This is a genomic window from Stenotrophomonas sp. NPDC077420 (genome assembly GCF_044543385.1).
Lineage (GTDB): Bacteria > Pseudomonadota > Gammaproteobacteria > Xanthomonadales > Xanthomonadaceae > Stenotrophomonas.
In genome coordinates this window covers 160079-174854 of record NZ_JBITVZ010000001.1, presented here as the reverse complement: position 1 = coordinate 174854, position 14776 = coordinate 160079, and the positions used below count along the sequence as shown (strand labels likewise).

15 protein-coding genes are annotated in these 14776 nt (G+C 67.5%); 8 read left to right on the top strand and 7 right to left on the bottom strand.

The window, feature by feature from the left end; genetic code table 11:
• Positions 1-61: 61 nt before the first annotated feature.
• A complete protein-coding gene (gene gph, locus ACIGII_RS00770) occupies positions 62-712 on the bottom strand; it encodes a phosphoglycolate phosphatase (RefSeq protein ID WP_399635757.1) in 651 nt (216 codons plus the stop codon).
• Between the two features lie 101 nt (positions 713-813).
• On the opposite strand from gph, the gene ACIGII_RS00765 reads away from it, so the two are divergent.
• The 5 genes from ACIGII_RS00765 to ACIGII_RS00745 all read left to right on the top strand — a co-directional run bounded on the left by ACIGII_RS00765 (position 814) and on the right by ACIGII_RS00745 (position 5221).
• A protein-coding gene (locus tag ACIGII_RS00765; RefSeq protein ID WP_399657368.1) for an IS3 family transposase occupies positions 814-2159 on the top strand; the annotation gives its coding sequence in 2 pieces (ribosomal slippage) (positions 814-1273 and positions 1273-2159; 1347 coding nt in all).
• A gap of 79 nt (positions 2160-2238) precedes the next feature.
• Entirely contained in the window at positions 2239-2793 is a 555-nt protein-coding gene (locus ACIGII_RS00760; protein WP_399637798.1) for a hypothetical protein, read from the top strand.
• A 217-nt stretch (positions 2794-3010) separates the two neighbouring features.
• On the top strand, positions 3011-3292 hold the full coding sequence (locus tag ACIGII_RS00755; protein ID WP_399637796.1) for a hypothetical protein: 282 nt from the start codon (positions 3011-3013) through the stop codon (positions 3290-3292).
• A 49-nt stretch (positions 3293-3341) separates the two neighbouring features.
• Positions 3342-4703, top strand: coding sequence for a hypothetical protein (locus ACIGII_RS00750; protein ID WP_399637793.1), 1362 nt, complete (start codon positions 3342-3344; stop codon positions 4701-4703).
• Positions 4704-4774: 71 nt separating this feature from the next.
• On the top strand, positions 4775-5221 hold the full coding sequence (locus tag ACIGII_RS00745) for a universal stress protein (protein ID WP_399637791.1): 447 nt from the start codon (positions 4775-4777) through the stop codon (positions 5219-5221).
• Between the two features lie 46 nt (positions 5222-5267).
• On the opposite strand, the gene ACIGII_RS00740 is transcribed toward ACIGII_RS00745, so the two are convergent.
• A complete protein-coding gene (locus ACIGII_RS00740) occupies positions 5268-5507 on the bottom strand; it encodes a hypothetical protein (RefSeq protein WP_399637789.1) in 240 nt (79 codons plus the stop codon).
• A gap of 25 nt (positions 5508-5532) precedes the next feature.
• On the bottom strand, positions 5533-5817 hold the full coding sequence (locus ACIGII_RS00735; RefSeq protein ID WP_399637786.1) for a DUF2782 domain-containing protein: 285 nt from the start codon (positions 5815-5817) through the stop codon (positions 5533-5535).
• A gap of 97 nt (positions 5818-5914) precedes the next feature.
• Between ACIGII_RS00735 and polA the strand changes: the two genes are divergently transcribed.
• The 3 genes from polA (at position 5915) to ACIGII_RS00720 (ending at position 10275) form a co-directional block, all read left to right on the top strand.
• A complete protein-coding gene (gene polA, locus ACIGII_RS00730; RefSeq protein ID WP_399637783.1) occupies positions 5915-8686 on the top strand; it encodes a DNA polymerase I in 2772 nt (923 codons plus the stop codon).
• 382 nt (positions 8687-9068) lie between these two features.
• Positions 9069-9545 (top strand): DUF421 domain-containing protein, encoded by a 477-nt coding sequence (locus ACIGII_RS00725; RefSeq protein WP_399637781.1) that lies wholly within the window; start codon positions 9069-9071, stop codon positions 9543-9545.
• 268 nt (positions 9546-9813) lie between these two features.
• Entirely contained in the window at positions 9814-10275 is a 462-nt protein-coding gene (locus ACIGII_RS00720; protein ID WP_399637779.1) for a hypothetical protein, read from the top strand.
• Positions 10276-10317: 42 nt separating this feature from the next.
• Here the strand turns inward: ACIGII_RS00720 and hemF are convergent, their stop codons facing one another.
• From hemF to ACIGII_RS00700, 4 genes are read right to left on the bottom strand one after another with little or no spacing between them, the layout of a single operon-like run.
• A complete protein-coding gene (hemF, locus tag ACIGII_RS00715) occupies positions 10318-11223 on the bottom strand; it encodes an oxygen-dependent coproporphyrinogen oxidase (RefSeq protein ID WP_399637776.1) in 906 nt (301 codons plus the stop codon).
• A 37-nt stretch (positions 11224-11260) separates the two neighbouring features.
• Positions 11261-11860: a hypothetical protein gene (locus ACIGII_RS00710; RefSeq protein WP_399637775.1), complete on the bottom strand. Its 600-nt coding sequence runs from the start codon at positions 11858-11860 to the stop codon at positions 11261-11263.
• A gap of 31 nt (positions 11861-11891) precedes the next feature.
• Positions 11892-12311: an NUDIX domain-containing protein gene (locus ACIGII_RS00705; protein WP_399637772.1), complete on the bottom strand. Its 420-nt coding sequence runs from the start codon at positions 12309-12311 to the stop codon at positions 11892-11894.
• Positions 12308-14674: a S9 family peptidase gene (locus ACIGII_RS00700; protein WP_399637770.1), complete on the bottom strand. Its 2367-nt coding sequence runs from the start codon at positions 14672-14674 to the stop codon at positions 12308-12310. The genes ACIGII_RS00705 and ACIGII_RS00700 overlap by 4 nt, the downstream gene beginning before the upstream one ends.
• Between the last annotated feature and the right edge of the window lie 102 nt (positions 14675-14776).

Sequence of the window (14776 nt, the reverse complement as noted above, 5' to 3'; positions counted from 1 at the left end):
CACCGCCGCTCCACGAGCACGGTAGGTGCCGACCGTTGGTCGGCACGGCGCCACGACCGCCCTACAACCCGGGTAACGCCCGCAGGTCGTCCACCACCGCCACCGCGTCCACCGTGTCCAGATCCAACCCGCGCGGATACCCGTAACGCACCAGCGCTACCGGCATGCCCGCATCCACCGCGGCGCGGTAGTCGGTGATCGAATCGCCGGCCATCAGCGCGGCCGTGGGGGCCACGTCGAACGCAGCGGCGATATGCCGCAGCGGCACCCCGCTGGGCTTGCGCTCGGGCAGCGAATCGCCACCCAGTACCTTCTCGAAGAAGTCCTGCACACCCAGATGGGCCAGCAGCGGCGCGACCATGGCTGACGGCTTGTTGGTGCAGATGGCCAGCGTCACCTTGCGCGCGCGCAATGCCTCCAGCGCCGGCACCACGCCGTCATACAGCCGCGGGCTGCGCAGCAGGCACGCTTCGTAGTGGCGCATGAAACCGGGCATCACGCGATCCAGATCGATGTCACTGCGGGCCGCGGTGAAGGCCTGCTCGACAAGGCGGCGAACGCCATCACCGATCCAGGTCAGCACCGTGGTTTCGGGCACGCGCGGCAGCTGCCAGTCTTCCAGCGTACGGTTGAGCGCCTCGGCGATATCGGCCGCGCTGTCGACCAGCGTGCCGTCCAGATCAAAAATCACCAGCGGGTAGGGATAGGACAAAGGAAAAATCGCCTGTACGTCGTGGGGAGAATGATTGTAGCGACACGCCCTTGAACTGACCCCCAGAAGTTGGACGCCCATCCAACCTCTGGAATTTGTTCATGATCCAATACGAAAGGCGTTTCAAGTTGAAGGTGGCCCGGGAGGGCGCCGCAGGCGCCCTCCCGGTGGCCGCGTTGGCCCGACGATATGGGCTAGAGAGGTCGATGGTCCATCGCTGGATCGAGACCTACCGTGAGCACGGCCAGCAGAGCTTCAAGGGATCGCGAGCGCGGCGCTATTCGCCCAGCTTTAAGGCTGCTGTTCTCAAGCGGATGGACTGTGAAGGTCTGTCGCTGCGCCAGGCGATGGTCAGGTTCGGGATTGGCAGCTCGACGGTGATCAAGAAGTGGCGAGATCAGTATGATCTCGGAGGTACGATCGCCTTGACCCCTGCTCGAGTCCGACCCCGCATGAAGAAGAAGCCTGCCGTTCCGAAACGGCCTGAAGACATGACTCCAAAGGAGCTGCATAAGGAGTTGGAATACCTCCGCGCGGAGAATGCATTCCTAAAAAAAATGGATGCCTTGATCCGGGAAGAGCAGGCGGCCGAGCTGGCAAGGCAGAAGTCGTCCAAGGATTGAGGCATCAGCATCGCCTGCCGTTATTGCTCAAAGCGGCAAGCCTTCCTCGCAGCACGTTCTACCACCAGGTGCAGGCCGCTGAGCGTCCCGACGCGAAGGCGAAGCTGAAGCGTGCGATTGAAGCGATCTATCAACGCCACGAAGGGCGATACGGATATCGTAGGGTTGCCGAGACGCTTCGGGCCAACGGCGAGCAGATCAACCGCAAAGCAGTGCAGCGGTTGATGGGGCTGATGGGTCTGAAATCCGTGGTGCGCGTCAAGAAATACCGGTCCTATCGCGGGATGGCGGGTACGGTTGCGCCCAATCATCTTGACCGTGACTTCCAAGCCTCTCAACCCAATCAGAAGTGGGTCACCGACGTCACTGAGTTCAAAGTGGCCGACAAAAGGCTTTACCTATCGCCAGTCATGGATCTATTCAATGCGGAAATCGTGGCCTATCAGATCAGCACAAGCCCCAACCTGGACATGATCACAAGCATGCTCAGCAAGGCCTTCAGGCGGCTCAAACCGGGCCAGACACCGCTGATGCACTCCGACCAGGGCTGGCAGTACCAGCATCCGAGCTACCAGCGCCAGTTGGCCGAGCGGAACATCTCTCAAAGCATGTCCCGCAAGGGAAATTGTTTCGATAACGCTGCAATGGAAAGCTTTTTTGGCACGCTGAAAGAAGAATTCTTCCGACTGAAGAACTTCTCCAGCGTCGAAGAGCTGGAGAGTGGCCTGGAACGCTACATCCGGTACTACAATCACAAGCGCATCAAGCTCGGCTTGGGTGGCATGAGTCCGATTCAATATCGGACCCAAGCCTCCGCAACCTAGCCCCCAACTGTCCAACATTTGGGGGTCAGCTCAATGGCGTGGTTCTACAATGACCCACCCACCTTTCCAGGCGTGTCCCATGTCCACCTCCCCTGTTGCCATCAACGTCAAACTCAACGCCCGCCTGCAGCCCGAACACCGCCTGCAGCTGTTCGAGGATCCGCTCGACGCCATGCTGGAGGGCGCCGGCATCGGGGAGATCATGGGGGGTGGCACCGCGCTGTCGGAGGAAGGCGAGGTCGAATACGGTGACCTGGAGATCCAGCTGCACGATGCCGCCGCCCTGCCCAACCTGATCGAAGCCCTCCAACAGCTTGGCGCCCCCAAGGGTTCGCTGATCCAGCGCGAAGGCGAGGCCGACCTTGCCTTCGGCACCACGGAAGGCCTGGCGTTGTACCTCAACGGCACCGACCTGCCCGATGAGGTCTACGAGCAGTGCGACTCGAACTACGTGTTCGACCAGATCGTCGAGCGCATCGACGGCCACGGCGAGATCTGCAGCTGGTGGCAGGGCCCGAGTGAGACCGCGCTGTATCTGTATGGTGCCTCGTTCGACACCATGGCCGAGCGCATCGCCGACCTGCTGGCCAGCTACCCGCTGTGCCAGGGCGCACGCGTAGTCAAAATCGCCTGATCCCGGTAGCGCCGACCGTTGGTCGGCCACGCAGCCACCGGGCAATGGGACAACCGCCCCGGTTGCCGCGCATCCGACGGGAGAGCAGCCGACTGACAGTCGGCTCTACCGTCGCTCGAACGCGACTCATCCCCGTTTTCCCCCGCTTCGTCGCGTGCCGCTTGTCGGTCCCCGGTCGTGCGCCCAGAGTCTGGCGCTGTCTGCTGGGAGCGCGCACATGAACAAGGGAATCCCGTACCTGATGGCGGCACTGGTCGCGCTGACGCTGTCGGCGGGCTGGGCGGCACCGGTGCTTGCCCTGTTCGAACACGCTGCCGCCTGCCTGGACAGCGGCGGCAGCCTGGACCTGCTGCGGATGCGCTGCACGCCGCCCAGTGCCACGCGTGACCTGCTGCTGCAGGGCTGGGCCTTCTGGGTGACTGCCGCGGCGGTCGCGGCGGTGGCGCTGGCGCTGACCCGCACGCGTCCTCCGCGCCGACGTTCATCCCTTCCGCAGTGAGCTTTGCAACCAGTCCGAGCGGCGGGCGGGCCGAACACTGATAGTGTCCGTGCCCACTCCAGCAGTGGCACCGGCCTTGATCACCAGCGCGATCCAGCGGACCTCTTCGCTCCCTTCCCTTGCTGGCATTCCAGACCCGGCCCGCACGCCGCGCAGGTCGCTGCCGGCGTTGGTGGTGTCGCATCTGCACAACGCACCGGCCCGGGTGCCGCAGATGCTTGATCTGGCCGACTGTCCAGCCCGGCCCTGGCAGGGAGCGGGCAGCCAGTCGGCCATGATCGTCACCCGGGGCGACGAGCGCTGGCGGGTGAAGGCAACGGCCGACGCCTCCTGCAGCGCAATGGAAGTCACGCTGGGCAACCTGTTCCAGCTCACCGGGCTGGTCGCGCCCGACACCGGGCTGGTGGCGGCCGTTGACGGCCTGCCGACCGGTACCCGGCATGTCGGCTCACGCTTCGAGGCGGACTTCCAGGACCTGGGCGATTTCCTGGTGAGTGACGCGGCCGCAGCGCTGGTCGCGGCAGCGGACCCTTCAGCGCGCAGCACCTACGAGGCGCTACGGGCCGACCATGCGCAGGCCGTATCCGACAACGCCGGGCTGCTGAACGACGCCGGGGTCGAGTGGTGGGCACTGCGCGGCGAGGGCGCGCAACAGCATGCCGCCAACGACCAGCGCCGGTTCAACGCGCTGGACGCGATGAACCGCCTGCTGCCGCGCCCCCTGCGCTGCGAACAGCTGCGTCATTTCATCGCTTCACGCTGGTTGTGCAACTGGGACCAGCTCAACTACCGGCTGGAGAACTTCGGCTACACGCTGCGCGAGGGAAAGCGGGTGGGCATGTCGCTGGATTTCGGCGCCTGCGGCCCCTTGGGATTCCGCGATCCGCAGAGCGGCGCGATGCTCGCCAAGCGGTACAGCGGTGGGGTGGCCATCGCCCAGCGGCCGCCGTCGCTGTTCCCGATTCCTTTGGCATATGTCGCCAACGTCGGTCAATTCGACGCGATGTCCGATGATCCAGGCGAGCTTCACGATGTCACCCCATGGCCCTATGGTTTCCAGTCCGACAGCGTTGTCGCGCTGTTCCGCCCCCCGGTCGCACCGCACCCGGACGTGGCCGATACCCTCACTGAAATGGCCTATCGTCTGGGACGGCTGCCGGTGTCGGCGATCAGCGCCGTGATCCAGCGCCATTGGCCAGTGCTGCCGGACGGGGCGGGGCAGCGGTGGCCGACGGCAGCGGACCTGAGCGGGCAGCTGCTTGCGCGGCGCGATGCGCTGCTGGCGCGGTTCGATCCGGCGCAGATCGCCGGATGGGTGCAGGCCGATCCCGATCGCGCGCTGAGGATCCAGCAGGAGGTCGCCAGCGCCACGCGCGCGGTACTCGGCAGTCCCCCGGACCGGCCCGATTGATCCGGCTCAAGGCATTGCCTCCACGCCGGGTGTGCAATGGTGTCCCCACTGCCTTCGCCAAGGAGCGTGCCATGTACAAGCGGATCCTGATTGCCACCGATGGCTCCGAGCTGTCCGAAAAGGGCCTGCTCAAGGGCCTGGAACTGGCCCGGGACCTCAACGCCGAGGTCGATATCGTCACCGTGTCCGAACCGTGGGCGGTGGGCATGTACGACGCCATGGGCTGGAGCGTGGGGTATACCAACAGCCCCGAATACAAGGCCGACCGCGAAGAAGCCGCGCAGAAGGTCCTGGCCCCGGCCAAGGCCGCCTGCGAGGCGCAGGGGCTGCGCGCGACCACCGTGCATGTGCTGGACCGCTACGCCGCCGACGGCATCATCGATACCGCCACCGAGCGCAGCAGCGACCTGATCGTGATGACCTCGCACGGCCGCCGCGGCGTGACCCGGGTGCTGCTGGGCAGCCAGACCGCCGAAGTGCTGGCACGCAGCAGCGTACCGGTGCTGGTCATCCGATAACGCGTGGCCCGGCTGCGCTACCGCGCCAGCGGGGCAGCGCCCCGCTCTACGGCCTCAGCTTCAGCGTCTGCGATTCGTCCAGGCTGCCATCGGGCTGCAGCACCACGTAGCGCTCGCCGCTGCGGTCGAACAGCACCGGGACCGGATCGCGGAACAACGGGCGGCGCACGAAGCGCAGCTGCCACCCGAAGTGCTCCAGGGTGTCCACCGCCTGGCGCTGCTCGGCGGTCAGCCCTTCGCGCAGGGCGGCGGGGTCGATGGGCTTGCGGCGTTCGGGCGTGGTCATCGGCTACGGCAGGGTCGTGCGTGGCTCACCAGCTGTAGAGCTTCCAGTACACCGGCGACACCCCGTCCCTGCTGCGGTCGCCCCCGGTCTGGCCACCCTCGTACATGTAGTACGGGGCACCACGCGACGGGGTCACCTTGACCATGCGCAACTGGCCGGCCACCCGGTACTCCTCGATGGTGTCGCCGTTGTCCATGACGCGCTTGGCGATATCGGCGCCCGTGACATCGACCGGGGGCGCGCCGGCGCTGCCGCCAGTGGTCGCACAGCCAGCCAACACAAGCAGACCTGCCAGCATCAGAGTCTTCATGGACCAAGGTTCCTGGAGCGGGGGAGCCTGGATTATGCCCCATGCCCCGTGATGCCGGTGCCGTAATCGACCGCGGCGGGGCGCGTAGAATCGTCGCATGAGCCGATTAGTCCTGATTGACGGGTCCAGTTACCTGTATCGCGCGTTCCACGCGCTTCCGCCGCTGACCAACGCGGCCGGTGAACCCACCGGCGCGCTGTTCGGCGTGGTCAACATGCTGCGCGCCACGCTGAAGGAGCGCCCGGAGTACGTCGCCTTCGTGGTCGATGCGCCCGGCAAGACCTTCCGTGACGACCTGTACGCCGACTACAAGGCCAACCGCCCGCCGATGCCCGACGACCTGCGCCCGCAGATCGAGCCGATGTGCCGGATCGTCGAGGCGCTCGGCCTGACCATCCTGCGCGTCCCCGGCGTGGAAGCCGACGATGTGATCGGCACGCTGGCCCTGCAGGGCCACCGCGACGGCATGACGGTCACCATTTCCACCGGCGACAAGGACTTTGCCCAGCTGGTCCGGCCGGGGATCGAACTGGTCAACACCATGACCGGCAGCCGCATGGATTCGGATGCCACGGTGATGGACAAGTTCGGCGTGCGCGCCGACCAGATCGTCGACCTGCTGGCGCTGATGGGCGATGCCGTGGACAACGTCCCGGGCGTGGAGAAGTGCGGGCCCAAGACCGCCGCCAAATGGCTGGCCGAGTACCAGACCCTGGACGGGGTGATGGCGGCCGCCCCCGCCATGAAGGGCAAGATCGGCGAAAACCTGCGTGCGGCGCTGGAGCGCCTGCCGCTGAACCGGGAGCTGGTCACCATCCGCACCGACGTGGCGCTGGAGGCCTCCCCGCAGACCCTGGCCCTGCGCGACCCGGACGTGCCGACGCTGGGCGAGCTCTACCTGCGCTACGGCTTCACCCAGGCGCTGAAGGAGCTGGGAGGACCGGTCCCGGCCCCGGCGACGGCCAGCGACGCGCCGGTCAGCCTGCGCGGCACTGCCGCCGGCTATGCGCGCGGCGCGGCCAGCGAGCCGGCCCCGGCCCTGGATGCGGCCCTGTCCGCGCCGGGCGACTACGAGACCGTGCTCACCATTGAACAGCTGCAAGCCTGGGTGGCCCGCGCCGAAGCGGCCGAGCTGGTGGCCTTCGATACCGAAACCGATGCGCTGGACGCGATGCGCGCCAACCTGGTCGGCATCAGCCTGGCCGTGGAGCCGGGCAAGGCGGCCTACATTCCCGTCGGGCATGACTACCCCGGCGCGCCCGCGCAGCTGCCCCGGCAGCAGGTACTCGATGCGCTGCGGCCGCTGCTCGAGAACCCGGAAAAGAAGAAGCTGGGACAGCATGGCAAGTACGACCTGCACGTACTGCGCCGCCATGGCGTGAATGTCCAGGGCTACCACGACGACACCATGCTCGAGAGCTTCGTGCTCAATTCCACCGCCACCCGCCACGACATGGATTCGCTGGCGTTGCGCTACCTGGGCTACACCACGATCAAGTTCGAGGACGTGGCCGGCAAGGGCGCCAAGCAGATCCCGTTCTCGCAGGTGGGGCTGGACGAAGCCAGCCGCTATGCCGCCGAGGACGCCGACATCACCCTGCGCCTGCACCGCGTGCTGCACCCGCAGCTGGTGGAATCGGCCTCGCTGGACAACGTGTACCGCAGCATCGAAATGCCGCTGGTGCCGGTGCTGGCCCGGATCGAGGCCAATGGCGTCTACATCGACAGCGCCGAGCTGCGCCGGCAGAGCCAGGACCTGGGCGCGCGCATGCTGGCGGCCCAGCAGAAGGCCACCGAGCTGGCCGGGCGCACCTTCAGCCTGGACTCGCCCAAGCAGCTGCAGGCGGTGCTGTTCGACGAGTTGAAGCTGCCGGCGCTGGTGAAGACCCCCAAGGGTCAACCCAGCACCAATGAAGAGGCGCTGGAGGCGATTGCCGAGCAGCATGAGCTGCCGCGGGTGATCCTGGAGTACCGCGGCCTGGCCAAGCTGCGCAGCACCTACACCGACAAGCTGCCGGAGATGGTCAACCCGGACACCGGCCGGGTCCACACCAGCTACCACCAGTCCGGGGCGGCCACCGGCCGGCTGTCGTCGTCGGACCCGAACCTGCAGAACATCCCGATCCGCACCGAGGACGGCCGCCGCATCCGCCGTGCCTTCGTGGCGCCGCCCGGGCACAAGCTGCTGGCCTGCGACTACTCGCAGATCGAGCTGCGGATCATGGCCCACCTGTCCGGGGACCCGGGCCTGGTGCGCGCCTTCGAGCAGGGGGTGGACGTGCATCGCGCCACCGCCGCCGAGGTGTTCAGCCGCGCGCTGGACGAGGTCACCCCGAACGAGCGGCGTGCCGCCAAGGCGATCAACTTCGGCCTGATGTACGGCATGAGCGCGTTCGGGCTGGCGCGCAACCTGGGCATCGACCGCGGCCAGGCGCAGGACTACGTGGCGCTGTATTTCAGCCGCTACCCCGGCGTGCGCGACTTCATGGAAGGCATGCGCCAGCAGGCGCGCGAGCACGGCTACGTGGAGACCCTGGAGGGACGGCGTCTGTACCTGAACGACATTCACGCGCGCAACCAGGGCCTGCGCGCCGGTGCCGAGCGGGCGGCGATCAATGCGCCCATGCAGGGCACCGCCGCGGACATCATCAAGCGCGCCATGGTGAAGGTGGACGACTGGCTGCAGGGGCAGGGCGGGCGGGCGCGGATGATTCTGCAGGTGCACGACGAACTGGTATTCGAAACCGAAAGCGAGTTTCTGGAGACCTTGCGTTCGCAGGTGGTGGAACTAATGTCGTCTTCGGCGCAATTGCGCGTCCCACTCGTGGTGGACGCAGGGGTCGGCGATAACTGGGATGAGGCGCATTGAGACCCGAATCACGTTATAAAAGCTGAATTGGCCGGCGTTGAGGCGAGAAACTGACTCTTGGATGAATGTTTCAAGATTCAACCGAGTATTAATTGGCCCCCTTCACGAATCATCAATGTTCAAGGTGCTTTTATAGACCTCGACAGGCGCAACGCCTGTTGTGGATCTCTCCCATCCCCTGGAGCAGATCTCGGAACGGGGGCTCCTCCCCAAGCGCCCGTTCCCCGGCCCCGCTGACCTCCCCCTGGTCGGCGGGGCTTTTTATTTTGGGCTCCCGCAGGGCGCCGCCCGGTAGCGCCGGCCGTTGGCCGGCCCAGGCGACGCCGATTGCCTCCTGCACGCCACGCGCCCATGCTGCCGGCAGTATCCAAGGAAAGCACCGATGAGCGATCTGTTCGACCTGGCCATGCCCTGGTGGGAATTCATCCTGCGCGCGGTCGTGGTGTACGTGGTGGTACTGGGCATGGTGCGGCTGTCGGGCAAGCGCGCCCTGGGCCAGATCACCCCGTTCGACGTGCTGCTGATCGTGCTGCTGGGCAACGCGGTGCAGAACGCGCTGCTCGGCAAGGACACCTCGCTCGGCGGCGGCCTGCTGCTGGCGGCCACGCTGATCGCCCTCAACTACGCCGTGGGCTGGCTGAGCCAGCGCAGCCGCCGCGTTGAAGCGCTGGTGGAAGGCGAACCGGTGCTGATCGCCCGCGACGGCAAGCTGCTGGACTCGGTGCTGCGGCGTGAACTGGTCACCCGTGCCGACGTGGAAGCGGCCATGCGCCAGCAGGGCTGCGCGCACATCAGCGAGGTCTCCATGGCGCTGCTGGAAATCAACGGCCACATCACCATCGTGACGCAGAAGCGGTAGCGCCGGCCGTTGGCCGGCCCGGGCTGGCCCTCCGCGCCCGGATACCGTCGGCCGCCGACGATCGAAACCTGGAAGCGCAGCCGGAAGCCTGCTGCTGGAATCGCCGGTATCAGCGGCCGCCGTCCGGTCGGCCCGCGCAATGGAGATGCCTGCGATGCCCCTTGATGCCGTTACCGCTCCTCTCTCATCGAGCTCCACGACCCGGCGCTGGGTCTCCGTCTATCTGGAACGCCCGGGTGCTGTCCTGCACGGGAACGCTACGCCGCATATGGACGATACGCCTCCGACGTATGACCAGGTCTTCGGGCAGAGCGCGGGACTGCCCACTTACGCCCAGGCGGCGGGGCAGGACGCCGCCTGCAGACGACTGCCGGACTCGCGCGCCATTCCACAGAACGTCGCCAACGAGCCGGGCGCATCGTTCTCGCCGTCGTACGCGCATGCGTCCACCGTCCCCGACCACCCGCAGGCCCAGGCCCGCGAGCTGGACAAGCTGCTGAAACGCATCGCGCGCAATGAAATCAAGCTGGACAAGGCCCACGAGATCATGCTCGAGGATGCCGTGGACCGCTTCGTTCGCCACCAGGTGCTCCGCACCTTCTGCGGTGGCGGATTGTTCGATGACAGCGCCAGCGAAGACAAATCCATGGCCGAACGCAATTACCTGCACTACGCGAAAAAGCTGCCGAAGTTGCGCGCCGAATACGCGGCCATGCTCCACCGCCCGTAGTGCCGCGCCCGGCGTGGCAGCGCCCCTCGCAACCGGCCCGCGCTATGCCCCCGTCACCCAGTCGCGCGGCACCAGGTAATCGCCCAGCCGCGCTTCGGCGCTGCCGGGTTCGGGCGTGAAACCATACTCCCAGCGCACGCGCGGCGGCAGGCTCATCAGGATGCTTTCGCTGCGCCCGCCGCTCTGCAGGCCGAACAGCGTGCCGCGGTCGTAGACCAGGTTGAATTCCACATAGCGGCCCCGGCGGTACAGCTGGAACTCCCGCTCGCGCTCCCCGTACGCGGCATCCTTGCGACGCTCCACGATCGGCAGGTAGGCGTCCAGGAAGCCATCGCCCACCGCGCGCAGGTAGGCAAAATCACGCTCGAAGTCGCCGTGCAGATCATCGAAGAACAGCCCGCCCACGCCGCGCGTCTCATTGCGGTGACGCAGGAAGAAGTACTCGTCGCACCAGCGTTTGTGCGCCGCATAGCGCGCTTCCCCGAACGGCGCGCACAGGTCGTGCGCGACCTGGTGCCAGTGCTGCACGTCCTCGTCGAAGGGATAGAACGGGGTCAGGTCGAACCCGCCGCCGAACCAGGATGCCACCTGCTCACCCTCCCGCTCGGCGCTGAAGTAGCGCACGTTGGCGTGGGTGGTGGGCAGGTAGGGATTGCGCGGGTGGAAGACCAGCGACACGCCGGTGGCGCGCCACGACGCGCCGGCCAGTTCCGGCCGGTTGGCCGACGCCGACGGCGGCAGGCGGGTGCCGCTCACGTCCGAGAAACCGATGCCGGCCTGCTCGAACACCGCGCCGTCGCGCAGGATGCGGGTGCGCCCGCCACCGCCCTCGGCACGCTGCCAGCGGTCTTCGGCAAAGCGCGCCTGGCCATCGGCGGTTTCAATGGAGGTGCAGATGCGGTCCTGCAGGTCGGTGAGGTAGGCGCGGACGCGGTCGAAATCGTTCATGCCGGTAATGTACCGCACGGCCGCGCCGGGTCCGTGGTCAGCGCTTGAACCACCGCTGCACGTCGGGGCGCAGCACGCGCACCAGCAGCCAGCCGTGCAGGGCAGCGAACGACAACGCGGTCAGCGTGGTGATGCCGGTGTACAGCGCCCGGTTGATGCGCAGGTCGTGGCGGAGCTGGCTGGCATCCTCGGCATCCACATGCTGCGGCAGGTGCACGATCAGGTAGCGGAAGATCTCATCGATGACCCAGGCCCCGACGAAGTTGAGCAGGGCGGTCAGCACCAGCAGCACGATGAAGGTCCACAGGGCCCAGCGCTGGCGGCGCAGGATGCCCCAGCAGGCCACGGCACCGGCCACGCACAGGGCGAACAGCGCCAGGTTCACCGCCACCGCGTGCCGGCCGAACCAGCGCAGCGACGGCGGCACCCAGGACAGGTCGGCGCCCTGCAGCAGGTCGTGCAGCCACGCCGAGTTGCCCAGCAGCACGGCCAGTACGGCGCAGCCGGCCCAGGACAGCGCGGAGACGATGCACACCACCAGGACCGATTTGGCCAGTGGCGCCAGGAAGCGCGGCGCGGCGTCGCCGGTCGGGGCGGCGGCGGCGGTAGGCAGCAGCGGGGGAAGCGTCGACGACATCCGGTGTCCTGTAGCAGGTGGCGGTGGGGGATCAGCCGCGCGCGATCACGCGGGCGGCCGCCGGCAGGATATGGTCTTCGCTCAACGGTGCCAAGCAGCGGCCATGCGGTGGCTGCAACGGCACCCAGGCCAGTTCGGCGATCTCCGCCCGTGCCTGTGGGGTGCCCAGCACCTGTACCCACCAGGCCTCGGCGTGCACCCGGCAGCCGGTTTCGTGCACCGCCCAGTCGCTGTAGGCGCCCAGCGGCACCGCCGTGGCGGGGTCCAGCTGCACGCCCAGTTCCTCGTCCAGCTCGCGCGCCAGCGCGGCCAGCGGTGCCTCGCCCGGCTCGGGCTTGCCGCCCGGCTGGATGAACACCGCCGAGCCGTGCTTGCGCACCACCAGCGCGCGCTGGGCGGCATCGGTGATGACCGCGGCGACGATCCGTATCGTCGCCGCGTCGTGGCTCACTTTAGGTTCTCTTCGAACAGCTTGAGGATGCGCTTGTACTGGTCCAGCCAGGAATCGGCACGCACGTAGCCGTGGCGTTCCAGCGGGTAGGGCGCGATGCTCCAGTTGTCCTTGTGCAGCTCGATCAGCTTCTGGGTGAGGTTGACCGAGTCCTGGAAGAACACGTTGTCGTCCATCATCCCGTGCGCGATCAGCAGGTGGTCCTGCAGGCCCTCGGCGTATTCGATCGGCGAGGAGACGCGGTACGCCTCCGGGTCGATGTCCGGGGTGTTGAGGATGTTGGCGGTGTAGCCGTGGTTGTACTGGTGCCAGTCCACCACCGGGCGCAGCGCGGCGCCGGCCTTGAACGTGCCCGGCGAACGGAACAGCGCCATGAAGGTCATGAAGCCGCCGTAGGAGCCGCCATAGATGCCGGCGTGGTCGCGGTCACCCTGCTGGGTGGCCACCAGCCAGTCCAGGCCGTCCTTGTAGTCTTCCAGTTCCGGGTGGCCCATGTTGCGGTAGATCGCCGTGCGCCAGTCGCGGCCGTAGCCCTCGCTGCCGCGGTAATCCATGTCCAGCACCACGTAGCCCTGCTGCACCAGCAGGTTGTGGAACATCTGCTCGCGGAAGTAGGCCGGGTAGCGCTGGTGCACGTTCTGCAGGTAACCGGCGCCGTGCACGAACATGGCGATCGGGTACTTTTTACCCGGCTCCAGGTTCTCTGGGCCGTAGTACTTGGCCCAGACCACGCCGGCGCCATGCTTCGAAGGCACCTGCACCAGCCTGGGCTGGATCCACTGGCGGGCCTTGAAGGCCGCGCTGCGGGTGTCGGTCAGCACCTTGGCCTGGCCGCCCGCGATGGGCACCACCGCCAGCTGCGCCGGCAGGTAGGCGCCGGAGTAGCGCACCAGCAGCTGCTGGCCGTCCGGGGACAGCGAGAAGTCTTCCACGCCGTTGAGCGAGGTCAGCTCACGCACCTGGCGCGAGGCGGTATCCACCGCGCACACTTCGTAGTCGCCCGGCGCCTGCTGGTTGCACAGCACGTAGAAGCCACGGCCGTCGGCGCTGGGCACCGGCATCGAGGTTTCCCACTTGCCGCTGGTGATCGCCTGCGGCTTGGCCGTGCCCTGCTGGGTGTACAGGTGCGAATAGCCCGATTCTTCCGACAGCAGCCACAGCGTGCGGTTGTCGTTGGACCAGCCGAAGTCGTTGAAGCTCCAGTTGATCCAGGCCGCGTCGGTGAGGCGGTGGCGGGTCTGCAGCCTGGCCTCGGCCGGGCTGACGCTGACGATCCAGCGGTCCTTGTTGTCATTGGCGCGCAGCAGGATCGCGGCCTGCTGGCCATCGGCGCTCCAGCGCACGCCGGGCGCGCCGGGGCCACCCAGCACCTGCACCGGGCGGCTGCCCTTCAGCGCGTCCTTGCCGGCAGCCTTGCGCAGCGCGGCCAGCGGGTCGGTGCCGATGCCCGGCAGGCTGTCCAGCGACAGCGGCTTGACCGTGCCGGTGACGGCGTCGACCAGCCACAGCGCGTTCGGTTCCGGGTCGTTGCGGCCCACCCGGGTGCGGGTGTCCTCGAACTCCTCATAGCCCGATTCGGTCACGTACTTGGGCATCTTGCCGCCGCGGCCTTCATCGAAGCTCTTCGGCTTGGTCACCACGATCAGGCTGCGGGTGTCGGGCGACAGCGCGCTGTCCACGATCTCCACCTCGGCGCCCAGGTACACCGGGCCCGGCGCGCGGGTGCTGTCGGCGCGGCGCCAGCTGGCTTCCTGCTCCTTGAGCGCGTCGCGCTGGGCGCGGTCGTTGCGCAGGGTGGCCAGGGTACGCATCTGCTGGTCGCGCAGCACGTCGGCCTTCGGGGCGTCGTCGGGGTTCTTTTCGGCCTTCAGGCTGGCCACCTGCTGCACGCCGCCGGCGGCGGTCCAGTGGAACCAGTTCTGGCCCGTGCGCCAGATCACCCCGCCGTCGCGGGCGAAGTTGACCGCGCTGGCCTTCTCGGTGCTGCGGGTGAGCTGGGTCAGCGCGCCGCTGCGCAGGTCGCGCAGGAACACGTCGCCGTTGCGCACGAACGCGGCGCGCTGGCGGGCGCTGTCGTACACCGGGTTTTCCACGTCCAGGCTGCCGCGCTGGTCATCGGCGACCTGGCTGGCGGTGCCGCCGGTGACCGGCTGGCGGAAGGTGTCGCGGACCGGGCTGCCGGTGCGCTTGAGCTGGTACTCGACCTGCTGGCTGTTCCACGACCACCAGGCGCTCTCGACCGGCGGACCGATCCAGTCCGGGTCGGCCATGGCCTGTTCGATGGTGATCGGCGTCGGTGCCGCGTGGGCCGCGCCACCAAGGGCGGCAAGCAGCAGCAGGGACAAGGGCAGCGTTCTGGGCATCGCGGGCAGCACCGTAAAGGAAAACCCGCCAAGCGTAGCAGCGCCGGACCTTCGGCGAGGGGGCCACAGGTCATGGGCCATGCGCGCCATGATCGGCCCCCG